The organism is Sphingomonas sp. SORGH_AS_0879, assembly GCF_030819175.1.
Taxonomy (GTDB): domain Bacteria; phylum Pseudomonadota; class Alphaproteobacteria; order Sphingomonadales; family Sphingomonadaceae; genus Sphingomonas.
Genome location: NZ_JAUTBJ010000002.1, coordinates 2,101,302 through 2,126,094 on the forward strand (window position 1 = coordinate 2,101,302; position 24,793 = coordinate 2,126,094).

At 66.4% G+C, this 24,793-nt stretch carries 22 protein-coding genes and 1 tRNA gene; 14 read left to right on the top strand and 9 right to left on the bottom strand.

Features of this window, described 5'->3' with window-relative positions:
• Window positions 1-52 precede the first annotated feature (52 nt).
• Both QE379_RS10605 and map read right to left on the bottom strand, forming a co-directional pair.
• Window positions 53-1,564 (bottom strand): AarF/ABC1/UbiB kinase family protein, encoded by a 1,512-nt coding sequence (locus tag QE379_RS10605; protein ID WP_307003169.1) that lies wholly within the window; start codon window positions 1,562-1,564, stop codon window positions 53-55.
• A 7-nt stretch (window positions 1,565-1,571) separates the two neighbouring features.
• Complete coding sequence (gene map / locus QE379_RS10610; protein WP_307000303.1) at window positions 1,572-2,399, bottom strand: type I methionyl aminopeptidase; 828 nt, start codon at window positions 2,397-2,399, stop codon at window positions 1,572-1,574.
• A 51-nt stretch (window positions 2,400-2,450) separates the two neighbouring features.
• Here map and QE379_RS10615 point away from each other — a divergent pair, with 51 nt between their 5' ends.
• The 4 genes from QE379_RS10615 to QE379_RS10630 all read left to right on the top strand — a co-directional run bounded on the left by QE379_RS10615 (window position 2,451) and on the right by QE379_RS10630 (window position 6,702).
• Window positions 2,451-3,221 (top strand): molybdopterin-binding protein, encoded by a 771-nt coding sequence (locus QE379_RS10615; RefSeq protein WP_307000306.1) that lies wholly within the window; start codon window positions 2,451-2,453, stop codon window positions 3,219-3,221.
• Between the two features lie 166 nt (window positions 3,222-3,387).
• Window positions 3,388-4,365 (top strand): NAD-dependent epimerase/dehydratase family protein, encoded by a 978-nt coding sequence (locus QE379_RS10620; protein ID WP_307000308.1) that lies wholly within the window; start codon window positions 3,388-3,390, stop codon window positions 4,363-4,365.
• 88 nt (window positions 4,366-4,453) lie between these two features.
• Window positions 4,454-4,527: transfer RNA gene (locus QE379_RS10625), tRNA-Gly, on the top strand.
• A 138-nt stretch (window positions 4,528-4,665) separates the two neighbouring features.
• On the top strand, window positions 4,666-6,702 hold the full coding sequence (locus tag QE379_RS10630; RefSeq protein ID WP_307000310.1) for a DUF6538 domain-containing protein: 2,037 nt from the start codon (window positions 4,666-4,668) through the stop codon (window positions 6,700-6,702).
• A gap of 204 nt (window positions 6,703-6,906) precedes the next feature.
• Here the strand turns inward: QE379_RS10630 and QE379_RS10635 are convergent, their stop codons facing one another.
• Window positions 6,907-7,503: a hypothetical protein gene (locus QE379_RS10635; RefSeq protein WP_307000311.1), complete on the bottom strand. Its 597-nt coding sequence runs from the start codon at window positions 7,501-7,503 to the stop codon at window positions 6,907-6,909.
• Window positions 7,504-7,589: 86 nt separating this feature from the next.
• Here QE379_RS10635 and QE379_RS10640 point away from each other — a divergent pair, with 86 nt between their 5' ends.
• Window positions 7,590-8,267, top strand: a complete 678-nt coding sequence (locus QE379_RS10640) for a YafY family protein (RefSeq protein WP_307000313.1) — start codon at window positions 7,590-7,592, stop codon at window positions 8,265-8,267.
• Window positions 8,268-8,339: 72 nt separating this feature from the next.
• Here the strand turns inward: QE379_RS10640 and QE379_RS10645 are convergent, their stop codons facing one another.
• The 3 genes from QE379_RS10645 to QE379_RS10655 all read right to left on the bottom strand — a co-directional run bounded on the left by QE379_RS10645 (window position 8,340) and on the right by QE379_RS10655 (window position 12,427).
• Window positions 8,340-9,314 carry a DUF6607 family protein gene (locus QE379_RS10645; protein WP_307000316.1) on the bottom strand — a complete coding sequence of 325 codons (975 nt, stop codon included), beginning with the start codon at window positions 9,312-9,314 and terminating at the stop codon, window positions 8,340-8,342.
• Window positions 9,315-9,327: 13 nt separating this feature from the next.
• Window positions 9,328-11,502, bottom strand: coding sequence for a TonB-dependent hemoglobin/transferrin/lactoferrin family receptor (locus QE379_RS10650; protein ID WP_307000318.1), 2,175 nt, complete (start codon window positions 11,500-11,502; stop codon window positions 9,328-9,330).
• 91 nt (window positions 11,503-11,593) lie between these two features.
• Complete coding sequence (locus tag QE379_RS10655) at window positions 11,594-12,427, bottom strand: hypothetical protein (protein WP_307000320.1); 834 nt, start codon at window positions 12,425-12,427, stop codon at window positions 11,594-11,596.
• Window positions 12,428-13,032: 605 nt separating this feature from the next.
• Between QE379_RS10655 and QE379_RS10660 the strand changes: the two genes are divergently transcribed.
• Together QE379_RS10660 and QE379_RS10665 are read left to right on the top strand one after the other, a co-directional pair.
• Complete coding sequence (locus tag QE379_RS10660) at window positions 13,033-16,020, top strand: MobA/MobL family protein (RefSeq protein WP_307000322.1); 2,988 nt, start codon at window positions 13,033-13,035, stop codon at window positions 16,018-16,020.
• 114 nt (window positions 16,021-16,134) lie between these two features.
• Window positions 16,135-16,392 carry a DUF6429 family protein gene (locus tag QE379_RS10665; protein ID WP_307000325.1) on the top strand — a complete coding sequence of 86 codons (258 nt, stop codon included), beginning with the start codon at window positions 16,135-16,137 and terminating at the stop codon, window positions 16,390-16,392.
• A gap of 129 nt (window positions 16,393-16,521) precedes the next feature.
• Here QE379_RS10665 and QE379_RS10670 read toward each other — a convergent pair whose 3' ends face one another.
• Genes QE379_RS10670 through QE379_RS10680 form a run of 3 tightly spaced genes read right to left on the bottom strand, consistent with a single transcriptional unit; the run spans window position 16,522 to window position 19,732 of the window.
• Window positions 16,522-16,887, bottom strand: coding sequence for a DUF4878 domain-containing protein (locus tag QE379_RS10670; RefSeq protein WP_307000327.1), 366 nt, complete (start codon window positions 16,885-16,887; stop codon window positions 16,522-16,524).
• A gap of 26 nt (window positions 16,888-16,913) precedes the next feature.
• Complete coding sequence (locus QE379_RS10675; RefSeq protein ID WP_307000328.1) at window positions 16,914-17,654, bottom strand: hypothetical protein; 741 nt, start codon at window positions 17,652-17,654, stop codon at window positions 16,914-16,916.
• 29 nt (window positions 17,655-17,683) lie between these two features.
• Window positions 17,684-19,732, bottom strand: a complete 2,049-nt coding sequence (locus tag QE379_RS10680) for a S8 family serine peptidase (RefSeq protein WP_307000331.1) — start codon at window positions 19,730-19,732, stop codon at window positions 17,684-17,686.
• Window positions 19,733-20,629: 897 nt separating this feature from the next.
• On the opposite strand from QE379_RS10680, the gene QE379_RS10685 reads away from it, so the two are divergent.
• From QE379_RS10685 to QE379_RS10715, 7 genes are all read left to right on the top strand, one after another.
• Window positions 20,630-21,256, top strand: coding sequence for a hypothetical protein (locus QE379_RS10685; RefSeq protein WP_307000333.1), 627 nt, complete (start codon window positions 20,630-20,632; stop codon window positions 21,254-21,256).
• Between the two features lie 40 nt (window positions 21,257-21,296).
• On the top strand, window positions 21,297-21,953 hold the full coding sequence (locus QE379_RS10690) for a hypothetical protein (RefSeq protein WP_307000335.1): 657 nt from the start codon (window positions 21,297-21,299) through the stop codon (window positions 21,951-21,953).
• A 50-nt stretch (window positions 21,954-22,003) separates the two neighbouring features.
• On the top strand, window positions 22,004-22,867 hold the full coding sequence (locus QE379_RS10695; RefSeq protein ID WP_307000337.1) for a hypothetical protein: 864 nt from the start codon (window positions 22,004-22,006) through the stop codon (window positions 22,865-22,867).
• 52 nt (window positions 22,868-22,919) lie between these two features.
• Window positions 22,920-23,459 carry a hypothetical protein gene (locus QE379_RS10700; protein WP_307000340.1) on the top strand — a complete coding sequence of 180 codons (540 nt, stop codon included), beginning with the start codon at window positions 22,920-22,922 and terminating at the stop codon, window positions 23,457-23,459.
• A 52-nt stretch (window positions 23,460-23,511) separates the two neighbouring features.
• A complete protein-coding gene (locus QE379_RS10705) occupies window positions 23,512-23,967 on the top strand; it encodes a hypothetical protein (protein WP_307000342.1) in 456 nt (151 codons plus the stop codon).
• Between the two features lie 147 nt (window positions 23,968-24,114).
• Window positions 24,115-24,450, top strand: coding sequence for a hypothetical protein (locus QE379_RS10710; RefSeq protein ID WP_307000344.1), 336 nt, complete (start codon window positions 24,115-24,117; stop codon window positions 24,448-24,450).
• Window positions 24,451-24,531: 81 nt separating this feature from the next.
• Window positions 24,532-24,750, top strand: coding sequence for a hypothetical protein (locus QE379_RS10715; protein ID WP_307000346.1), 219 nt, complete (start codon window positions 24,532-24,534; stop codon window positions 24,748-24,750).
• The last annotated feature ends 43 nt before the right edge of the window (window positions 24,751-24,793 follow it).

A 24,793-nucleotide genomic window follows, 5' to 3' on the forward strand; every position in this document is an offset into this window, starting at 1 on the left:
GCGCCTTTAACGCGGTGTCGCGGGTTCGTCACTATCGCTATGCGCGAAGTTGCTATCCGAAGTGCATCGCCAGCGCGATGGCGACGCCCGACAGCGCCAGCGCACCCGCGATCCAGCCCGCGCCGGTGCGGATCGCGACCTCGATCCCGCTGGTCGAGAGGGCGGGATTCTCGCTCTCCAGCTTGCGGGTCGTGGCGCGGATCAGCCGGGGCAGGTCGTCGCCCAGCCGATCGAGTTCCAGCGCCAGCGCGGCGGCGCGCCGGGTCCAGCGTTCGGGCGAGAGTCGCGCCTCGACGATCCGCGCGCTGGCCCGGCGAAGCGCGGCGGACAGGTCGAAGTCCGGCTGGACACCGCTCAGCACGCCGTCGATGGTGATCAGCGCCTTGAACAACAGCAGCATGTCGGGCTGAAGGACGATGCGTTCCTCGCGCAGCACAGGGAAGATATCGCCCAGGATCGCCGCCAGCCGCAGCGCGCCGCCGCCATGGCGGGCGACCAGCCGGTCGGCGACCGCCTGGAAACGTTCGGGTGCGATATCATCGGTTTGCGACCAGTTCTCCAGCGTCTCGGCCAGCATGGCCGGGTCGCTGTTGGCGATGGACTGGGTAAAGGCGATCACCTCCTCGCGCCTGCGGGGGGAGACATGGCCGATCAGTCCCAGGTCGAGCATCGCGATACGATTGCCGGGCAGGCAGAGCAGGTTGCCGGGATGCGGGTCGCCATGGAAGCGCCCATTGATCAAAGTCATGTCGAGCACGATGTCGGCGCCGACCGATGCGATGGCGGCGGGGTCTATTCCTGCGGCCCGCAGCACATCGGCACTGCGGGGCGGGACGCCGTCGATAAAATCCATCACCAGCAGCGTCTCGGAGCTGTACGTCCAGTGGATCGTCGGCACCACGACACGCGCGTCGCCCGCAAAGTCTTCGCGCAGCCGGTCGGCGTTGCGGCCTTCGTTGGTGAAGTCGAGTTCTTCGAGGATGTCGCGGCCCAGTTCGCGGATCATCCGCACCGCGCCGTATCGCCGCGCCTCGGCATTGGTCGCCTCGACCATCGACGCTAGTTGGGTCAGCAGGCGGAGGTCGGCCTCCATGACGCCGCGGATACCGGGGCGGCGGATTTTGAGGACGACTTCGGTGCCGTCGGCCAGCGCGGCCCGGTGGACCTGGGCGATGGAGGCGGCGGCGAGCGGCTCGGCGTCGAAGCGGGCGAACGCCGTCTCAGGCGATTCGCCCAGCGCCGCCTCCACCTGCTCGCGCAGTTGATCGAAGGGCAGGCGCGGGGCGGCGCTGTGCAGCCGCTCCAGTTCGGCAATCCATTCGGGCGGGAGCAGATCGGCGCGCGTCGCCAATATCTGACCCAGCTTGACCCAGACCGGCCCCAACGCCTCCATCGCCTGGCGCGTGCGGGCAGGGAGGTCGAAGGGCAGGGCCTCAGGATCACGCCGCGCCGGATCGAGCCCCAGCCGTGCCAGTAGCACGTCGAGGCCATAGCGCGACGCGGTGGCGATCACCTCCGCCAGCCGGGCGCGGTCCCGCGCCGCCACCCGGATCGCGCCCAGCATCATGGCCTCAGATATAAGGCGGCTGGGTATGGCCCGCCGGGCTGAGGGTGAAGATTTCGCAGCCCTCTTCGGTAATACCGATCGAATGCTCGAACTGCGCCGACAGCGACCGGTCGCGCGTCACCGCGGTCCAGCCATCATCGAGCAGCTTCACGTCCGGGCGGCCGATATTGATCATCGGTTCGATGGTGAAGATCATGCCGGGCTTCAGCTCGGGGCCGGTGCCGGGGCGACCGACATGGACGACCTCGGGCGCATCGTGGAAGAGCAGGCCCAGGCCATGGCCGCAGAAATCGCGGACCACGCCGTAGCGATGCTTCTCGGCATGCTGCTGAATGGCATGGGCGACGTCGCCCATATGGTTGCCGGGCTTGGCCTGCTCGATGCCCAGCATCAGGCATTCATAGGTCACCTCGACCAGCTTGCGCGCCTTCAACGGCACGTCGCCGATCAGGTACATGCGGCTGGTGTCGCCGTGCCAGCCATCGACGATCGGGGTTACGTCGACATTGACGATATCGCCGGACTTCAGCGTCTTGTCCGATGGAATGCCATGGCAGACGACATGGTTGATCGAAACGCAGGTCGAATGCGCATAGCCCCGATAGCCCAAGGTCGCAGGGACCCCGCCACGCTCGACGATGAACGCATGGACCAGCCGGTTGATCTCGGCGGTGGTGACGCCGGGCACCATATGCGGCACCAGCATGTCCAGCGTCTCGGCGGCCAGTCGGCCCGCCTTGTGCATGCCATCGAATGCCTCGCGGCCCCACAGCTTGATCGCGCCGGTCCGCCCCTGGGGCGCGTCGGCGGAAACGGTCACATAATCGGTCATGACGGCGATATAGCGTGGCGCGGGCGATTTTGCGAGGCTATGTCCGGCGCCATGGAATCCGTGCCCCACCAAGAGCGTATCTGGACCGCCGCGCTGGTCGTCATCGGTGACGAAATCCTCTCCGGGCGGACGCAGGACAAGAATGTCGCGCAGCTCGCCACCTGGCTGAACGTCCAGGGAATCCGACTGGTCGAGGTGCGCGTCGTCGCCGACCGGACGCAGGCGATCGTCGAGGCGGTGAACACCCTGAGGGCGCGCAACGACTATCTGTTCACCACCGGCGGCATCGGGCCTACGCATGACGACATCACCGTCGATGCGATCGCCGAGGCGCTGGGCGTCGCGGTGATCGAACATGCCGAGGCGCGGGCGATCCTCGACCATTATTATGCCGAACGCGGCGGCGTCACGGCGGCGAGGGCCCGCATGGCGCGGACGCCGGAAGGGGCTTCGCTGATCCCCAACCGCGTCTCGGGCGCGCCCGGCATTCGCGTGGGCAATGTCTTCATCATGGCGGGCGTGCCGCACATCACGGCGGGGATGCTCGACGCGCTGACCGGCACGCTGGAGGGCGGGCGGCCCGTCGTGTCCCGCACGATCGGATGCTGGGTCGGCGAGAGCGAGGTCGCCGACCTCCTACGCACCGCCGAAAAGGCGCATGAGGGGGTCGCGATCGGCAGCTATCCCTTTTTCCGCGAAGGACGGACGGGCGCCAATTTCGTCGTGCGCAGCGCCGATCCGGCCTTGGCCGACGACTGTATCCGGGCGTTGATCGACGCCCTGGAAAAGGCCGGGCATGCTGTCGTCCACGACGGCATATGATCCCGGTATCCTTTCGTTAGTCTTGTTCCGTCAGAAGGAAGCGGGCGCCGCCGGTGAAAGGACAGGCGCCCCGAAAGGCCGTTATGCAGTGGTTTCCGATGCGAGGTGATGGCGGAGTGACGGGGGCGTCGGTGTTTCGCGACATGATGTTCGGACGCTGACCGCCATGACCGCCCCCATATTGGTGACCGGCGCGGCCGGATTTGTCGGCCATGCCACCGCCCATCGCCTGCTCGCCCGTGGGGAGCGGGTGATCGGTGTCGATATCGTCAACGACTATTACGACCCCGCGCTCAAGCAGGCACGGCTCGCCAGTTTCGAGGGCATGGACGGTTTCACCTTCCACCGTCTGGACATTGCCGAACCGGATGCCATCGCCTCGCTGATGCGGCAGCATGGGATCACCCGCGTGGTCCATCTCGCGGCGCAGGCTGGCGTCCGGCACAGTATCGACCATCCCTTCGCCTATGAACGCTCCAACCTGGCGGGCCACCTCGCCGTGCTGGAGGCCTGTCGGCACCAGCCGGGGTTCGCGCATCTGGTCTATGCCTCGTCCAGCTCCATCTATGGCGACAAGCCGATGGGCGGGCAGGGCTTTCGCGAGGACGAGCCCGCGATTGCGCCCGTCTCGCTCTATGCCGCCACCAAGCGGGCGGGCGAGTTGATGAGCCAGTCCTACGCCACGCTCTACGGCTTCCCGCAGACCGGTTTGCGGTTCTTCACCGCCTATGGGCCATGGGGGCGGCCCGACATGGCCTATTTCTCCTTCACCCGGCGCATCCTGGCCGGTGAGCCCATCGAGATTTTCGGCGAAGGCCGCATGGCGCGGGACTTCACCTATATCGACGATATCGTCGACGGCATCGTCGGCGTGCTCGACCGCCCGCATGACGGCGGCGAGCACCGCATCCTGAACATCGGCGGCAGCCACCCGGTCGGCTTGATGAGCATGATCGCCACGCTGGAGGCCGCGCTGAGCCGCGAGGCGATCAAGATCATGAAGCCGATGCAGCCCGGCGACGTGACCGCGACCTATGCGGATGTCTCGCGGCTCCATGCCCTGACCGGTTATCGACCGAAGGTGGCGCTGGAAGAGGGGCTGGGGCGGTTCGTCAAATGGTATCGCGACTATCACCGCGTCTGACCCACCGCTTTGTCCTTGCAACGCTCCGCCGGTTTGAATAGTGAGCGTGCACGCAATCGGATGAGGACATGCCCATCCGAATGGCTCCGCGGGTGTAGCTCAATGGTAGAGCAGAAGCTTCCCAAGCTTACGACGAGGGTTCGATTCCCTTCACCCGCTCCACATTCGCGCTGAACCCACATAAATCCGCCATTCCGGCGTCCGGCCGCGCCTCGCGGGACACCGGATTGTGCACCAAGATGTGCACACGATGGTATCGTCCGCCCGCATGAGAGGCCCGCGCCGGCGACCGGGCGAGACGTGGATGTGGCCTCGATTTCCTATCTGTGGCGGCGCGGCGCGCGCTATCACTATCGCCGCAGGTTGTACCTGCGGAAAATCGTCAACCGTCCTATAACGGTCCCTTTGGCCACCGCGGATCCGGCCGAGGCACGTCGTCTCGCCACCCGGCTCTCGGCGAAATGGGAGGTGTTGACGATGCAGATGTTCGGTCGTGCCGGTCGCGGCTTTCTGAAAGCAGGCGAGTTGGAGAGCGTGTTCCGGGCGGGTCTGGACGAGGAGCTGGGGCTGGCGATGTCCTCCCGGCTCGATGGCGGCATTACGGCGGGGCTCGACCGTCGTCCGCTCCGCGTCCTGGAGGCGACCTATCGGATCGCGGCCCGCCTGCCGGCCGATGCCGACAGCGTGCCGTCCGACCTCATCGACGAGCTGACCGACGGCTTCTCCGCGCAGGACCGCGCCGCCGTCGTACTCATGCTCAAGTCGCTCGCGCCGCACCGAAGCGCGCGGCGGGACGCCGAGCATGTCCTGCACCAGCTGTCGGCACCGGTGACCGACCGGACGATCGGCGATGCGCGGGTTCAGCTTCTCCTCGCCCGGGCGGAGGCGCAGGCGCGCGCGACCTTCGCGGGCCATCCGCTCGTCGTCCGACAGGGCGATCCGTTCGCGGCGCTACTCGACGACGACGTCGTCGCGGCAATCCGCCGAGGAACCGCCGGCCATCAGGCATCAGCTGACATGGGTTCCGCCGTCGATGGCGATCCCTACGCGGCCCCCGCCGCTTCCCTGTTCCTCGTGCCGGATACCCGACACTTCAGCGAGGTCATCGAGCCGACCATCACGCTGATCCACAAGTCGGGCGACTGGAACGCCGACCTTGAGCAGCGGCGCCGCGTCATCCATGGCTTCGCCTGGATCAGTGGCGACAAGCGACTCTGCGATTACGGTCCGGCCGACGCCCAGCTTTTCGCCAAGACCTTGCGGGACTTGCCGGTCGATTTCCGCTGGGGGACGTCGACAGAGGGCGCCATGTCCCGTCCACTCGCCGACGTCCTCGCCGAGATCGAGGCGATGCCGGCCAAGACCCCGCGCAGCGACCGCACTTTCAATCGTGACCTGACGATCATGGCGCGCTTCTCGCGCGAATTGGCCAAGACCGCGTGGCGACCGAAATTCGGTAAGGACCTGATCGTCGACTTCAACGCCTTCACCACCTCGATCAAAGCAATTCCCGGCGAGACGGATCGGATGCCGTGGACCGAGGAGCAGCTGGTCTGCGCCTTCTCCAGCCCAATCTACACCGGCGGCGGCGGATGCAAGCGGCGGCTGAAGAACGATCCGAACGCAACGGTCTGGCAGGACGCCGCCTATTGGGTGCCGCTGCTGCTGGCCTATACCTTCATGAGCCGCGAGGAAGCCTGCGGGCTGGAATGCGTCGAGGTCATCTTCGACGTCAGCACGCCCTTCCTTCTCGTCAAGGCGAACATGACGAAGAGTAAGGACGGCGTCACGGCGGCAGGGCTCAAGCGCCCGTCGCGCTATCGCGTCATCCCGCTGCACCCGGAAATCCTGCGCCTCGGCTTCGAGGACTATGTGGCAGCGATTGAGGCCGAAGGGCATAAGATGCTGTTTCCCGAACTGTATCGCGGGGATCTCGCAAAGCGTGGCGGCGTCCGATTTTACGCGACGTGCGGCCGCTATCTGCTCGACTATGTCGACAGGATCACGCCGCTTCTCCGGACTGCGTCGGGCAAGCGCGCCGATCTCCACTCGATGCGCACCTCCGGGGGCAGCGCGCTGGAGGATTCGCAAGCCAAGCAAATCCACGTCGACGACATCATGGGCCATGCGCGCAAGGGAACAGGGCCGCGCAACTACAGCAAGGCGTGGTTCGCCAAAGGTGGTGCCGCGATCCTCGAAAAGCGGCTGGCGCTGATGTGCGAGGCGACGCCGAACGTCACGGCCCATCTCGCGCGCGCGCCGCTCGCCCTGCTGCCGCTGGAAGAGCGTTCGCGGACCGGGTCGTCGGTGGGATGCGCGTCGCGCAAGAAGGTGTGACGGTCGCAACGGTCACGCCATCGACGCTGGTCGCAATACCGGCATCGATGGCGGCCCGTTCGGAGCGCGACGATCTACTGCTGGCTTCGGCTCAGGGGCTCGCCGCTGCGGCGAACGGGCCCGTTGGTCCGTCACTCCCGACAGACACCATCACCGCGCTACAAACGGATCAGAAATCGCGAAGAAGGGGCTCCGCAGCCCCATTCAGATGACGGTGCCGAACGCGATGCTGACCGGCTCGATCATGGCAAGGAAGCGGTCGCAATCCGCTTGCCCCGCCCAGGCCGCGCAAATCGCTTCGGCATGGCTCTGGTCGCTGGCGAAGGCCAGGTCGACGAACGTGCCGTCCTGGAGTTTCACGAGATGCTGGCGGCGCCAACCCGGCTGGCGGCCGAGATGACCGGACACCATGGCATCATAGGCCTCGCGCATCGCTCCTTCCTCGACATCGGGCTTTAGCCTGAAATGACCAAATTCGATGCCGCTCCCGGCGACGACCGGCTGCGGATCGAGCGGGGGCGCCAGATAGTGCGCCATGTGCATGAGCGTCGCGACCGAAGCACGGAAATCGGCATATTCGGGCGCGGCGCCGACCCGTTGCGCCGCGACACGCGCACTATCCAGATCCACCCATGCGACCAGATCGACACGCTCGCTCGTGTCATCCGCACCCCCGAATGGCGTCCATGCGATGAAGCCGGGCTGACGGGCGAGCAACGCCCGTGCCTGATCGCGGGCCTTATCGGCACACTCGGCGTCCCCGGTCCTGTAGACGACGATCTCATAGCAAATTGCGGTCATGGCGCTCCCTGTCGGTGACGTTGGTGAATTCGCGCGATAGACGTCCTCCCTGACAGTTTTCGTCAGGATCAAGCGACACCCGTCCGATGCGCTCGTTACGCCTCTTCGCGCTCCTCGATCACCTTCGGGGGCGATCGATACCGATCTCGGCGGAAACGCTTGCGGACATGCTCGGCGTATCGGTGCGGACGATCTACCGCGACATGGTGACGTTGCAGGCGATGGGAGCGCCGGTGCGTGGCGAGCCGGGTGTCGGATATCAGCTCGAACAGGGCTATTTTCTGCCCCCGCTGCATCTGGACGCTGATGAGATGGAGGCCGTCATGCTGGGAATGCGGCTGATCGCGGCCCGGGGGGACGAACCGCTGGCCGCCGCGGCCCGGCGGGCTTCGGCAAAGTTCGCCGCGTCGATGGCTCCCAGCCGGCAGGAGGCTTACGCGAATCTGCCAATGCGCGCCGCGTCGAGGGCGACGTCGGAAAGCGACGGAGCCAAGGCGCACCTACCCCTGTTGCGGGACGCCATCCGGCGGCGCCTGATCCTTCGCATCGCCTATACCGACCTCGCGGGCAAGCAGAGTGAGCGGATCATCCGACCGTTGGGATTGACCCTGTTCGATTCAGCGTGGCTGCTTACCGGCTGGTGCGAAGCCCGCGACGCCTTCCGCAACTTCCGTGTGGACCGGATCGGCACCATCGACAGTGATGGCGCAGCCTTCCGGCATGAAAATGGGCGGCGCTTCGCGGACTATTTGAAAACCTTGTAATTTACGGACGAAGCCGAGCAGCGTTCTAGGAGGGCAACGGGGTGGCACATCCCGGCCAAGTTGGCGTCGCCATTACTCGATCGGGGCTGTCCGCCCATCGATCAGCGCCTTAGCCTCGGCGGTTCCGGCGGCGGTGGTGATCTTCCCCGCCTGTATGTCGTCGGCGATGGCGAGCAGGCGACCGCTGATGACGGTCCCGGTTTCCGCTTCCTCCGGGATGGCGATACCGCCCTTGGTGTCCGCTACCCGGGTCCAGGCGGCCCGCACCGCCGCCCAATAGTCCTTGGTCTTCGCCCAGTAATCGTCGGCGGCCTTCACGTCATAGCCGTCGAACCGCTCATAGGTGTTGAGCACCGACTCCTGAACGATGGGCATGGGCTTGCCGTCCTTCAGCGCCATCTTGGTATTGTCCTGCCAGTGGATCCAGCCGGTCGGCGTCGGCTGGTGGCGGTTGATCGAATAATAGCGGTCATAGACCGGATGGCGCACGGCATCGCGGCGGGCGAGCGGCCGCCAGGTCCAGTTCGACCGCCAGCGGCGGACACCGGCCTGCGTCTCGAACTGGCCCCATCCGGCATAGCGCGGGCTGTCGTCGACCTGATAGACGGTCTGCGACCAGCGCCCGGCGCGCATCCGCTCCGGCACCGCCTCCCACACCCATTTGCCCTGGCCCGCATAAACCAGCACGCGGGCGGGCTGATAGTCCCAGTCCTGTCGCCAATGCTTGATGACATGGGATTTTCCGTCATGCTCGACGACCAGCAGGTGCTGAAGTGCGATATGATCGGGCGTGTCCTCGATAACGCGCACCACCTCGTTCCCGCCGGAAATCTTGCGCTCCAGCGGCGTATAGCCCGCCACCCACGGCGTCGTTTCCTGCATGTCGAAGCGCACCTTGTAGTTGCCCGCCATCGCCAGGATTTCGGCGCGGTCGGCGGCTTTCGCCGCCTGCGCCTCGGCGGCGGTCTGCTTGACCGGGCCATCGGCCAGCGCGGGGACGGGCAGCAGCGCGAGCGCCGCGACGATCAGCATCGAGGGATTTTTCATGATGTCTGTCCTGTCAGAAGCGGAAGGTGAGCGAGGCGCTGGCGTTGCGGCCCGGCTGGGTGAAAGCGATCGGGGGCACGTCGGCCGCGCCGATCGGCAGTGGACGCGGCACCGACAGGCCGCGCACGTCGGACCACCAGGCATAGGTGGCGTTGGTCAGGTTGAAGACGCCTGCGCGCAACGTCAGCGCATCCGTCAGCCGGGCGAAGACGGTGGCGTCGAGAATGGTGAAGGCGTCGGGCCGGAAGCAGGTGCTGGAACACAGGCCGGTCGTGTCCTGCGCCGCCTTGCGCGCGCTGTGCGTCATGATGAGCTGTCCGCCGAAGCGGCCGGCTCCCGGCTCACGCCAGCCCACGCCCATCACCAGCTTGAGTGGATCGACCGTCGACAGCGGCGTGGTCGTGCCGTCGGGCGCGATCTGGTCGCCCTCGGCATAGGAGATGGCGAGCTGTCCGGTCAGGCCGTTGGCCGCGCGCGCATCCAGGCGCGCCTCAGCGCCCTTCACCTTGGCGCGGTCCAGATTGATGAACTGGTACACGGCCGGGTTGCTCGGGGTGAAGGCGCCGCTCACCACCTCCTGGCTGATGAAGTCGCGGTAATCGGCACGGAAGACGCTGGTCGACAGGTCGACCGCGTCGCTGTTCAGGCGCAGGCCCGCCTCGATCGCCTCGCTGGTCTCGGGCCGCAAATTCGGGTTGGGGGCCGAGGTGTAGCCGAAGGCGATGTTGGAGAAGAACTGGTTGATCTGCCCCGGCTCCGGCGCGCGGAAACCGCGAGCATAGCTGGCGAACAGCCGCACCGTCGGGGCGAGCGCCAGCACCGCTCCGATGCGCGGGCTGACCCGGTCGGCGGATTGGCCCGCGCCGGTGAATTGCGGCAACAACGGATCCTTGTCGGGCGACAGGCGGTACCAGTCGTAGCGCAGCGCGGGGTGCAGGGTCAGCGGGCCGATGCCGATCTCGTCGCCGACGAACGCGCCCGCCAGCGTGAAGTCGGTGCTCGGAAAGGCGCGGGTCGGGAAGGTCTCGCCCGCCGGCGGCACCGTGCCGTCGCGCACGCCCCGCTGGCGTAGGACGCTGATATCGGCCCCCGTCACCAGCCGATGGGTGATCCCGCCCGTGGCGAAGCCCAGCCGCACCTCGCCCGAGCCGCCATAGACCCGGTTCTCCAGCGTGTTGAGCCGGGTGCGGTCGGCCAGCGTGCGGCGATCCTCGGCGCTGAACTGACGGTTTTCGGCGTCCTGGACATAGACCGCCGCCCGCGCGAACTGAACGAGCCCGGCGCCGTCATAGGTCCAGTCGAGCCCGCCGCGCCAGCGCTTGCCGGTATCGCGCGCCTGCAATCCCGCCACGCTGGCGTTGATGCCGGTCAGCACGTCGGTCGCCACCCAGTTGTCGAGATATTCGCCGGTGGCGCGAAGGCGGTGGCCGGGCGCGACGTCCCAGACCAGCTTGCCCATCAACGCATTGGTCTGTCCGTCCTGCGGATTGGGCGCCGTGCGGGTGACGCCGGTGCCCTCGACATCGCCCTTGTTCTTCAGCTCGGAAAAGTCGCGGCGGGTATAGGCCAGCATCGCCGACACCGCTCCCGTTCGTCCCGCCACCACCGCCGACTGGGTGAACTCGTCGTCGGCCGAATTATACTGAGTCCGCAGCGATCCGCCGAAGGACTTGCCCCCCAGGATGTCGGCCGGATCGCTGGTCGTGAAGCTGACTGCGCCTGCCAGCCCGTCGCTGCCGTACAGCGCCGAGGCCGGTCCGCGCAGGAACTCGACCGACTTGATGAGGCCGAGGTCGACATAATCGCCGCGCCCGACATCCTGCGCGCCGAAACTGAAGCCGTAGGGCACACGCACCCCGTCGACCTGGATCAGCACGCGGTTGCCGCCGATGCCGCGCACGACGAAGCCTTCATTGCCCGCACGCCCGGTCGACCCCATCGCCGCGCCGAACCGGGTCGGCGCGCGCCGCACGCTGATGCCGGGCTCGAAGCGGACCAGATCCTTGATGTCGGTGGCCAGTTCGTCGGCGATCTCGTCTGCGTCCTTGACCGAGACGGTGACCGGCGCGTCCTGCGCCTCGATCGGCGCACGTGTCGCGGTCACGACGATATCGCGCTGCTCGACCGGCTCGTCACCCCCACTCGCCGGATCTCCAAGCGCTGCCAGCGCCGCCAGCGTCCGAAACATGAACCCACCCCATTTTAGCTATCGACTATCAGTCGCAATAAAGAGGTGGTTATGGACAGGCAATTAGAATCTGCGAATGCGTCGCATTACTTTAGCTGTCTGGTTCAGTAGTGCGCCCGATCAGGGTCGCGCGTGGGACGAGATATCGAACAGCCGGCACGGGTGCGGCGAACAGCTGGATCGCCCGCCAGTCGAACAGCCGCTCCCTGAGCCAGGCAGGCTGCAGCCATTCGTCCGTGACGTGGCGGCCGACCAGCAGGAACAACCAGGCGGCAACGACGTCGTCCTCGAAGGGGTCACCTTCCGTGTGATAGGCGCACTGTTGAGACAGGTAGCCGGTGATCGCCCAATGCCGCTCCGCCCAGTGCCACCAGATGCGGCATCGTTCGTCGTCCTGAAGGATGTCGTAATCGTGGTCGATCAGCCTCGACAGGTCGGGGTCGGGCAGGTCCGCGCCGGTCTGCGCCGCGATCAGTGCATAGGCGCGGTCGGCCCATTGCCAGATTTTCTCGTCGGCATCGCGAGGCGTGTCCCGCATCATCCGGACGTGCATCGAGAGGTTGGTGAAGCGCTGCCGTGCCTCGTTCGCCCAGAAGGCGAATTTCGCGTCCCGTACGATCATTTCCTCATAGCTGGCATAGCGCGGCATGGGATCATCCTCCCACTCGAATTCCGTCCCATCGCCAACGGGGAGGTCGAGTGGGCAGTGGAAGGGAGAGCCTCGGACCGCATCCCAATACGGGCGGGGGATCGGCCGACCGGACTTTTCGAAATTGGCCGGCGGCAGGACGAACCCCGTCGACAGCGCGCCAGGCAGTCCGCCGGCCTCGTCAGCCATCGGCGATACCGATGCATCGTCATTCTCAACCAACCCCTCGTCACGCGCTCGCGTGAAGGCAGCATGGAAAAGCGTGGCCGGCGGCATGGCGGCCTTGCGCTCGCGAGCGAGCGCCGTCTTGATCCTCGCTGGCAAATCTGTGCGCGAGCCTTACTCCATTTCGAGTTCGTGTTCCCATGAAACCCGAGCTGCGCGGTATTCTAACCCCATTTTTGGGAACACAGTCCCCGGTGCGATCCAGGCCCGCGAATTAAGCGCCATTCTAATCCCATTTTTGGGGAACACAGTCCCCAGTCGATCCAAGTCCGCAAATTAAGCGGCATTCTAATCCCATTTTTGGGGAACACAGTCCCCAGTCGATCCAAGTCCGCAAATTGAGCGGCATTCTAATCCCATTTTTAGGGAACACAGACCCCAGCCGATCCAAGTCCGCGAATTAATCGGCATTCTGACCCCATTATTCGGGAACACAGTCCCGCACACCTGAAGTTGCGCAAGACCTTTGTCGGGTATGCGGCACACCCGACAAAGGGAAAGCTCTGGCGAGCGGTCGCTTCGCGATAATCACCATCGTCATCGACGGTGGCGGCAATAAGCCATAAATTTTCCCGGTTCATCCTATAAACCGTGGAGACACATGTCATGCACAATTTCTATTGTGCATCGATAGTATCCGGTGGACACTATCGACCATGACATCGCAGCTCGCCTTCGACTTCGAACCCCCGGCCGAGATGAACTCGCACGAAGCTGCCCGCGCACGTGCCGCCATCGGGCGATACCGCTCGCGCATGTCCGATGACGATATCACCGGGCGCGAGACCGACGTCATGGGCCTGCAGCGACGCCGGACGATCGACGAACCGAAACGTCAGGTCGCGGCTGAGCGGCCGACTCGTCAGTCGCGTGGTCTGCCGCCGGCACGCTTTCATAGGCCCCGCCCGCCGGTCGGCAGACCGTGCACCCCGGACGGTCGGCAAGCGTTCCACTTCAAGCTGACGAAGGTCACCAAGGGGGTGGATGGGGCATGCCGCACCAATGACGGTGAGCCCGCCGATCCCGTCGGCCACGTCGGTTATGTGACGCGCGAAGACGCCGTCGCGCTCGCCGTCCCGGTCGAGGTCCATGACGCCGTCGCGCATGTCGACTATGTGGCGCGCGATGAAGCTCTCGCGCGCGGCGGTGATGGCGCGGCGATGATCGAAACCAACATCCCGGGCGATGCCGGCGCCTTCTTCGCCACCGTGCTCGCGCACGAGGACAGCGGCCATCCCGACGGCATCTGCCTGGCCGAGCGGTCCGACCCGCAAGTGCTGCACGCCATGATGCAGCAACCCGACATCCCGCCAGCGCTCATGACGGCCCTCGAGCGGATCATGGCCGATCCGGAGGCCCACCGGGTCGAGAAGGCGGGACGAAAGGACGGGGGCTCGAAGAGCCGGACACACCCCTTCCAGGTGGACGCCGACATCACCGATTGCGCCGGCTGGTTGAAAGAGCATGATCCCGATAGACTGGTCCACCTCCGCGAGGGACGCGGCGGCATCGTCCAGCGCCGCATCACCGGCGAGTTGCCGGCGGATCTCGATCTCGACGGATGCCGCAGGGTCATGAAGGCAATGGGGAGCGAATTGGCTCGCCGAGGCCTGCGCTATTATATCGCACTGCACGCGCCGACCGCCGCGAACGACGAGCGCAACTGGCATTTCCATCTGCTTTATTACGACCGTCCGTGCGAGCGGATCGATGGCGCATGGGATTTCGCCATCGTGGAGGAGAAGCGAACCGCATCGCGCAATCGCCGGCGGAGCTATCCGCATCGCCAGAAAAAGTGCGCCGAGGTCCGTCACAAGGACTGGCCCATGTACATGCGGACGCGCTTCGCCGACGCGGTGAACGCGGAGCTGGAAGCGATCGGAGCGCCGCGGCGCTACGATCCGCGCGCCTACGCGGACATGGGGATCGAGGCCGAGCCGCAGGAGCACCTCGCCCCCCGGCTCGCGTTCATTGCGGCATGTGGCGCCGCGCCCGAAAAGGATGTCGAAAACGCCCACAAGGGGTGGTGGGCGCGGAGGGTCGCGGTACTCAAGCGACACGACGAGATCGAGAAGGCCGACGAAGAACGGGTCGCCGAACTGCGCCGGACATGCGTCGAAGGGCCGGCGCGAACCACCTTCCTCGCGGAGCTTGCGCGCCAACTGGCACAGCGGCGCGCGGAAGCGCGCACCGCCGATGTGATCCTCACGATCCAGCATCCCATGGCCCGCAGCAACGCCGAACAGACCGCCGAGAAGATGCGCGGCTATGCCGACGACTTGGCCAACAAGCTGCGGGCGAAGGGCAAGGACCCCGAGGGGCACCCCCGGTACGAGGCGCTCGTACAACGCGAGCGGGACGCGCACGCCTATCTCGACGATCTCGAAAAGGCCTTCGCGCCCGACGTCGCATTCGCCAAGTCGTTGGCGGAGCTTGCCCAGATCGGTCGCGAACGGATCGAAATGGGGCTCCGGATCCTGCATGAGACAGCGATCCGGCGGCGCGAGAACGCCGCGATCGAACACCCGATGACGCCCGCCCTTCCGAAGGAAACCGCCGGCGAGCGTCAGACGGTGGACGATGCCGTGCCGCCGACGACCGTGACGGCTGAGCCGGATTCCACGCCTGCGCCGTCGGCCAAGATGCCGGTTGCGGCGAAGGCCCTGGCCAGCGCCGAGGTTGACGACTGGCTGATACGGATCCGGCGCCTCCGTCGCCGTATCACGCGGCGCGACGGTCGGACCGAACCCTTTGAAATCAACGATCTCGACCGCCGGATGCTCGACTTGGCGTCAGCGGAGCAGATGAAGGAGCTCGACCTGATCCGCGACCGGCAGAACAGGTTGGTCGGCAGGATTGTCGAGGCCGTAAAGGCGGAGCCCGGCATCCTCACCATCCCCGCGGACCCCAGCGGCAAATGGACGCTCGCGCACCGCGAGCGCGATCTTCAGGATGGGTTGCGTTGTTATATCGCTGACCCCGACGTGCAGGGTCGGCTGCGCAACGCCCGGGACAAGGGTCTGGAGCGCCAGGCGGCGACGCGGCAGGCGCCGCCGCGGGTTCACCGCGCGATCGATGAGATCGCTCGCGCTAACATCCCCGTTCACCGGCAGGACGACAGCATCGTCCTCCGCGATACCGACGCGGCTCGGCTGGGTGTCACCCCCGAGGCATTGCAGTCGAACGACGCGCAGCGCCGGCTTGAGGGTCTCCGTCAGTCGCAAGAGAAGCGGACCGCGCCGGTCGCCCAGCCGCCCGCGACCGAAGCTCCACGTCCGCCGATCGAGCCTATGACTTCGCCCGCACCATCGCCATCGCCAGCCGCGTCGACGGCGCCGAAGACCGAGCGTCCCGCAGCGGCGGACATGACCGATATCGCCCCGGTCGTGCCGCCCGTCGCATCCCACCCGCTGATCCTCAGTTGGCGGGAGGCGCATGACGCCAATCTGCACCCCGGCAGCGCCATCACGATCGGCGAGCGCAACCGGCGCGCGGCGGTGGCCTTGGCCGACAAGGTGGCGGCGGCCGAACTGGCCCGGCTGGCCCCGGCGATGTTGGCGGAAGCGACGATGCAGGCCGCCGCAAACCGGCGATATCTGCAGCGCGCCGCCGGTCGATCGGGTCCGTCCTCCCATATCCGGTGAGGGGTGCGCGTCCATGACCGTGTCGCGCCAGCCACGCCTCCACCCATGGCGGACGGATTGACCAGTCCGATATCACCGGCGCAGATGATCGGGGCAATCGCGAGGAGATAGGTCATGTCCATACCGCCCGTGGATACCGATCGCATCGACGAAGCCGTGCTGGCGCTGCTGTACCTCACCCTTCATCGCGATGGTGCTGGTGATCCGGCATGGCGCGCGTGGAAGACGTACGATTGGTCGGCGCTGGACCGGCTTCACGAGCAGGGACTGATCGCCAATCCGGCCAGCAAGGGGAAGTCGGTCGCGCTGACCGAGGAGGGTATGCAGCGCTGCAAGCAGGCATTCGACCGTCTGTTCGTCCGGCAGTCCTGATCATTGAGACCGACCCACGGCGAAGAACCTTGCGAAATCACAAGGATTGCCGGCACCGGTGGATGAAGGGCGAAACGCTCCGTCCATCCACCGGTTGTGGGCAATCGATCGAACCGTGGCCAGCCGTGATCACATCGTGATGTACCACTTGCCATCGACGCGGCGGACCTTGTCGGTATTGGTCTGCGTCGATCCATCGCCGAAGCGGGTAACGGTGGTCACCACGGCATGATCGGCGTCGGTCTGGTCGATCTTCTCGACCGTGACCGAGGTCACGCCGCCCCGCTTCTTGGCTTTCGCGGCCTTGTCCTGGAGCATGGGCGTGATGAAGATGCCGGCGGTCGCCTTGACCTCGGGGTCGATGCGCTCGAGCGCCTCGGCGGCCTGACCGCGACCGGCCGCCTCCGTCGCCGCACGGACGGTATCCCCCGGTCCTTGGCCGCAGGCGGTCAGCGCCAGAAGTGCGGCGGCTGCGACAAGCGGGCGGATGTGCATCGTGCAGGTCGCTCCCATTCGGCGGTTCACAGCGTCGGCTTCTTTGCGCGAGCGGCGATGAAGGCGGCGGTCGCCTGCTCGACCAGCGTGCCGGGCTGCTGGCTTGAGCCTTCTGGCTGCGCGATCTCCACGGTCCCGCCACGAGGGCCAAGGTTCGCGCTGGCCCGGAAAGCTCCTGCACCGCCGCCCCAGCGTGCGCCGAACGTGTCCCCCGACTGCTCTTCGCGCGGGCGCCCCCACTTTTCGACCAGCATCCGGCGCCATTCCGCTGTCGCCGTACCTTGCGGCGCGAGGTACACGATCGACGACAGGTGCGCCCCGTCAGGCCACACCAGCGTCTTCAACATATAGCGCCCGCCAGCATCGTCCTGGAGCGTAGCTTCGCCTAACACACCGCGCCGGGTTTCCACGCCTCCCACGCCGCCACGGATGTTGATGAGGCTGCGGACCTGACTCTCGAAGTCGACATAGCGGGTCACGCCCCGGCTCGTCAGCTTCCGCGACGCGATGACGGCGGACACCTCCGCCTCGCTCATGCCGAGGCGGAAGCCGCCGAGATCGAAGGTCACCGGATCACCCGGAACGCTGCGATCGGCGGCATGCGTCAGGCCGAGAATGACGGGTGTGGCCGGCAGGGTAATGGCGGGTTGCTTTGGCCCACTGCCGAAGACGGATGGGATCTTGTCGAGCAACTTGGTGATCGGTGCCCGCTGTGCGGCAGCGGGCACGGCGGCCAGCCCGATGACGAGCGCAATGGTCAAACGCATGTGGTTCTCTCCCTGTGATATCGGTCGGATCAGAAGCCGGTGTGCCAGCCGACGAGCGCAGCGACCGAGCCGTCGGTGACGTCGTGCATGACACCGAGGCGGAGCGGCATGGCGGTGCGGGTGACGTACCCGGCGGCCAGCTGGATGCGGCGGGTTCCGGCGAGGCTGGCGCGGGTGACGCCGTACAGGACCGATCGGGTCGCGAGGTCGTAACCCGTCCCGAGGGTCAGCTCCGCCGCACCCGCCTCGATGGCGAGCGGCTGCGCGATCCCCAGCGTCAGCAGGCCGCCGGGCACCGCGCCGCTCGCCTGCACGCCGATCCGGCTGCCGATGATCGGAGTTGCGCCGGTGACGAGCGAAGCGGCGTCGATCTTCAGCCGGGTCACGCCCAGCGAGCCATAGCCCTCCAGCGTCCAGCCATCGGTCACGCCGAGCCGGTGATGCACCTCGACCATGACCGTGCGGGCGCCGCGTCCCAGCCGCAGCGCCCCGGCACCGGTCGGCATGCCCATGAGCGTGCCGTCCTCGTCGATGAACGAGGCGCGTAAGGAGAGGTCGCCACGGTTCCAACCCAGCGTCGCAGCCTGCGCGGCGCTGCCGGCGGTACGACCCGCCGCCATGGTCAGCCCGAGCCGCCCGCCACCGATCGCCCAGTCGACGCCGAGGCTGGTTCCGGCCTGCGGGACATAGGCGAGCACGCCATCGGCGAAGGGGGCCAGCCCCATGACATCGGCCTGGAGCATGTCGCCGGCATTCCACGCCGCATGCACCCCGGTCGTCCCGTCGGTATAGCCGAAGGTCCCCGCCGTCGCTGCGGACCGGACCTGATCCTGCCCGGGGCCGAAGCGGGCGCTGGTATAGCCCATGGTGCCGCTGAAGCCGCCGAACGAGAGGCTGGCCTGTTGCCCCATCTGCCGGACGCGACGTTCGATCCGGCGATCAGCCATGACCTGCGGCTGGACGACCAGCGCGGCGATCGAGCCGGTAAAGTCACGGCCGAAAGCGTCGAGCACTGTCACACGCGACAGCGCCGTCTGGATCGCAGCGGTGCCGACGGCACCCGGCACCACCATCACCGATGTGGCGATGCTCGTCTGGCTGCTACCGTTCGACAGCGTCGGATTGACCGGCGCCAGCGCCGCCTGGAAGTCGACCAGCCCCATGCCGAACACCTCGTCCGGCCCCGGCGCACCGATGTCCTTGGCGGTCTGAAGGATCACGTCGCCGGCCTGCTGGCCGCTGAGTTGCGGCCACTTCGACAGGATGTCGGCGGCGAGCCCTGCCACCACCGGCGCTGCCGAACTGGTGCCGGAGAAGACCCCGACCGTACCGTCGACCAGGGTCGTCACATTGGCGCCGACCGCGAAGACGGTGCGGTCCTTCATCGTGCCCGCCTTATTGGAATAGGCCTCGATCTCATATTTGTTCAGCGCCGGGCTGAGCGCGCCGACGAACAGCACCGCCTTGCGATTGTCGGCGGTGATCCACTGCGCATTGTACGGATCGGCTCCGCCGAAATTGCCGGTCGAGTTGACGAGCAGGCCACCCGTCGTCGCCAGCCGTTCGGTCGCTGAGGTCCAGCCCGCGCTGCCGCCGACCAGCGAGCTGCTGACGATCTTGATGCCCTTGTCCGCCGCGTAGCGGATGGCCTCGTCAGTGTGCGACAGGATCTCGCCTTGCGTCTTCTCGTCCCAGTCGGCGACCCGCAGTGCGACAATCATTGCGGACGGCGCATAACCCACCGTGCCACCGCCGTTGACGCGAGCGGCGATGATATTGGCGACCGCCGTGCCGTGGTCCGACGCTGTGCTGCCCAGCTCACCCCGCTTGGTCCGCGTGCCATCGGCGGCCACGACATAGCCGAAGTCCTTCGACAGCGTCTGGTCGATGCGGCCGTCGAGCTCGCCGTTCACGTTCATCACGCCGTCGTCGACCACGGCGACGGTGACACCCTGACCGGTGTGCCCGCTGTCGAGCGCGTAGAGCGCGTTCATGAACTCGTTGGCGCCGTAGTTGCGGCGAAACTCGGGCGTGTCGTTGACCGAGCGGATCGGCTGCTTGTCCGAAGGGGTAATCACATATCCCGCCGGCGGTGGCACCGGCGCCGAATAGACCGGTGGCGTCGGGGTTGGCGTGGGAGCCGGTGTCGGCGTCGGTGTAGGTGACGGCGTCGGAGACGGCGTTGGCGTGGGGCTCGGTGTTGGGCTCGGCGACGGTGTCGGACTTGGCGTCGGCGACGGTGTGGGCGTAGGTGACGGCGCGGGCGTCGGCGATGGGCTGGGCGTCGGCGTCGAGCCGCTGGTGGGCGGTGGCGTCGCCACGCTGCCCGCACTGTTGATCCCGCCGCCGCCACCGCAGGCGGCGACCGTCAACGCCAGCATGCTCACCGACGCTGCTCTGATCCCCCGTATTCCAACCATCTTCATCCCCCGATGGGGATGCCCGCCGGCCAGCCGGCGGCACCCCGTGAAATGGCGGGGTGCCGGCCCTCTGGAGACCGGATGTTCGAAACCAGCACTGAAACTGGCGCGGGCGCCTTTAGCCGGGTGGCCTGGACATACGCGTCCGCCACCCGGTCACAAAGAGCTCTGCGACCGTGTTTGGTCTTGCGACCGGCTTTCAGTGCGGGGTTTCGACGCCCCGGTTCACGGACAAAATCCGCGAACCGCCTCAGGCTATAGGCCAATCCTTAACAGATTGCGACAGTCCGAAGGACACAGCCATGCCGCTGGCATGGAAAAGGGCGCCCGTGGCGCTGATCCCAACGGACGGATGAAGCGAAGGTTCTGAAAGAAGGGAAAAACAGGGTCGGCATCCGCCGGCTCGGCCCTCGGTAAGAATTTTCGTCGTCGACTGGTTCTGCCGGTCATCCCCACCATCCGCATGTCCTCACCCCAGCCGCTCCGCGCAGCATGGGGACGAGGACGCGCGCCTGGAGCACTGTGTCCATGCTTCCCACACCTATCATCACCACCGTGAACGTCGCCGCCCTCGATGTCGGCTATCGGCTCGGCCTTGATCGAAAAATCCCCATCGGAGCAGCGGTCCTCACGGCCCGGCTGCAAGGTCCGACGATCCACTTCTCGCTCGACAGCTACATCCTGCGGCCGTCGGACCCCGCCGACGCGCTGCTGGCCTGGCTTGACCAGCGGCTGACGACCGATGGCGCGACGATCACCGGCTATCGCATGAAGGACGCGATAGCATTGCTCGATCGGCTGCCCGGCGCCGAATGGTCGCCAGCACTCCGCGCGCTGGCGGGCTGCGGCCAGCAATATCTGCTCGATCTGTCGGCCACTGTCGGCGACGGGCCGCTGACCCTTCAGGAAGCCTGCGTCCATTCGCAGGTTCTGTGTGCGCCGGGCGATCCGGACCGGCGCTTCGCTGACTGGGTGCGGTCAGACGTCGGCGAGATCGAGCAGGACGCACAGGTCGACGCGATCGCCACTTTCCGGCTGGTCATACGCCGTCTCGCCAAGGTGAATCCGGTCGGTCACAGCATCGCTACGGCCATCAGCGGCCACTTCGCCGAATGGCTGGGCGAAGCGGATTATGCCGCCACCCGGCTCCATGTCGCGGACCTGCTGTCCGCCGCCGACTGATCGAACCCGGCCGCATCGCGGCCAACCTCCAGGAAAAACTATGTCTCTCATTGATCTATCGATCGAGGACCGCGGTTTCGCGCCCGCGTCGATCGCGCTCGCCGTCCGCACCATTGGTGCCTGTCCCGCCGCCCGCAACAGGCCGGATGCCCGCATCCTCTGCGGCATCGGTGTGCTCACCGTCACGCCGGATGATGATGGTGGCTGCCGGTTCACCAGCGACGCCCGGTGTCTCGGCGAAGGCGATACGCCCCGCGATCTGCTCGACTGGCTGGAGCAGCGCATCCCCGCGACCGGCGCTGCAATAAGCTGGGACAATTGGGGCCGCGTCCCCCGCCGACTGCTGGCGCTCGCCGATCCTGCGCGCCATCCGCGCCTCATCACCGCCGCTGGCGACACGGCCGGGCGGTGGCGTGACATGCCGCGCGGCCACACGTGGCATATGCATCAGGCACAGGCGCATCTCATGCCGTGCATCTGCCGCCCCGGCACTCCCGTCGACGAATGCGACGCGGCCACGCCGACCGCGCTGCTGCCGGATCCGGCGACCACCGCGGTCGAGTTGATCGGCGAGGCGATCGCCGGCTGGCAGTGCTGGGCACGACTATTCGGCGATTTCGACGACGCCGACCACCCCGCACAAGCCGCGCTTCGCGCCCTCGACCGCTGGCGCGCCGATCAGCCCGCCACCCGCTGACCTTCCCCCAACCGACATGCGGGCGCGCGAGCGCCCGCCGGAGAACCACCATGCACCACGACCTGAACTCGCTCTGGAAGAGCAACACGCCCCGTGTCGTCGTCGTCCTCGATGCCGAACTCGCCTACGACCATGAAGCGCACGCGCGCTATCAGTCCGCCGAACGTTTCCTCCCCGCCGATGCCGCGCATCTGTCGCCGCGCGAACTGCGTACCGACCCGCGCGTGACGCCGCGCTGGCCGTGCCATCGGATCACCACCCTGTCGTGGCTGGTGATGACCGAGGCGGAAGACGGCCTGCGCCCGGTGCGCCTGGAAACGCGCGGCCTGCCAGAGCAGGACGAAGCCGCTGTCCTGAAAGCATTTTTCGCCGAGATGGAGCAACTTGGCCGCGTCCAGATCGTGACGTGGGGCGGATTCCACTCCGACCTGCCGCAGATCTTGATCGGGGCGATTGACGCCGGACTGCGGCTGCCGTCTTGCCTCACCGGCCTGTTGTCGCCGTGGCGGCGCGACGCATCGGGCCATCTCGACCTTTGCAGCGAAATGTGCGGCGGGGCGGCACCAGCGCACCTTGCAGAGGTCGCCGCCCGCCTCGGCATGCCAGTCAAACTCACCTGTCGGCCGAACCTCGTCTCCCAACTGATGCAGCAGGGTAAATGGCCGGCAGTCCGCTCGGTCGCCGAGGGGGACGTGCTGACCACCGCGGCGCTGCTGATGCGCTGGCGTCACCTCTCCGGCGGCACCGTTTCCGTCCTGGAGGCAATGCGGCGACTGACCGGCTTCGTCGCCGAGCACTGCGCCCACCGCCCCTACGCTGCCGATTGGCAGCGATACGCCGACGGCCTGCTTGGCGCGTCCTACGCGGCGGAAGCCCGCAAATTGGAAACCCTGGGAGCCTCGGCCTGCAACTGAGCCGTGATGATGGCCTCTTCGAAGGGGCGGAAAAGAAAGAAGGATCAACGATATGAGCGTCATCGAATCAATGGACACGATGCAGGCCTGGACCGTCGGCCTGCGCCTGGCGATGGGCTATCCGCAATATGCGCCTATCGGCAATCCGATCGCCTATGCCTCGGGCGGGCGCAAGAACTTCGCCGAGGCGCTGGAGATCGCCGCCATCGTCGAACAGACGAACCGAGACTTCGTCCTCGTGCAATTCGACCTGCCCATCGCCGACGGGCCGGTCGGCATCTCGCTCGCCACCCGCGGCAACGTCCTTGTCGAGTGGCACGCGGACGTGCAGCCCTACCTCGCCAGCGACGACGGGGTCATCGAACTGCTCGGCGACACGCATCGCTGGTCAGTCGGGCCACGCTCCATCCTGACCGCGTCGCCCCTGCCGTCCCGCAGCCGCATCAAACGCGGCATCGAACGCGCGCACCGGCGCTGGCGGGAAGCTGCGGATCAGATGCACGGCATCGAATTGCACGGCTCCCTCTTCATCCCCGCCGGGGGCAGCTACTCCGACGCGATACCGACGGAGGTGGTGCGGGCGGCGGCGTGAGGCGCCACGACAGCCGATGACTATCGGGCGGACATGACCTATCGTCCGCCCGATGCATCAGCTACACCAGTGCGAGGGCCGCATCGATACAAGACAGTCGAGGAAGCCGATCAACCCTCTCAATCTGCTCCACTGGACCAACTGGGTTCGCAGTTCGCGCCGGAACATCGTTCACATGTCCTTCCGGGAGGATTGGGCCGGCGTCCACACGGTCGCGCTGGTGTTCGTCGACGATGACGACCGCTCCCTCGTCGCCGAACACTGCTGGCTCTGGCTGCCGCAGAGCGGCGGTCGCTGCTGGCTCATCCCGGATGGCGAGGGTTGGGGCGCATACCGGCTCGACGCCGACCTGAAGCTGCGCCACCATCCACGCGCCCCGGCGCGCGGTGGAAAGGCACGGCAGGACGGCTGCATGCGCGCTTATCGGCGCTTCGCCGATATCCTCGACGAGCAGGACGCCAGCGGCGTCGAGCTACCGCTGCCGGAGCAGCTGCGCACCGCGGCGTGACACGGCAGAAAATTCAGTATGTTGGAAGAAGTAGATGCTCGTCGTCATTGGCGAGCATCGTCATTAAAGATCACTGATTTCAGCTGCCGCGCAAAGATGTATTTTTAACGGTTTGGCGCTGATATCCATATAGAAAGGGTATCAAATATGCACATCTATCGCATTCATGTCGGCAACAAATTTCATACCGCTTCTTTGCTCGTTGCGTCTCCCGATGAAGGAAGTGCGCTATCTGCGGTCGAAAACTTCCTTCAATCAGAGGAGGTTCGCGAGATGGAGCGTAGAGAGATTGAATGGTCTAAGGAGGTGGAAAGCAAAGAGATTGTTTCCGAAAGTGATCACCGTTATGCCACTTTCGGCCATCCCGTCGAGAGATGCGATGATCTTTATGATCAAAATGACGGGCAGGGCCCCTCCTTCGTAAATGACCTCTTGGTCAATCCTGGCTCTGTGATCGTGGATGACAGCTGGAACAACGGCTAGACAGATGTGAAAAACTTGCCGAGGCGATTGAGATCGCCACCATGGTCGAACAGACCAAGCGCGACTTCGTCCTCGTCCAATTTGATCTGTCCGTCGCCGACGGGCCGGTCGGCATGCGGACTTGTCGAATGGCACGCCGATGTGCAGCCCTACCTCGCCAGCGACGACGGGGTCATCGAACTGCTCAGCGACACGCATCGCTGGTCGGTCGGACCACGCTCCATCTTGACCGCGTCGCCGCTGCCGTCCCGCAGCCGCATCGAACGCGCGCACCGGCGCTGGCGGGCAGCCGCCGATTAGATGCGCGGCATCGAAATTCCCCGGTCGGATTTCATCCCCGCCG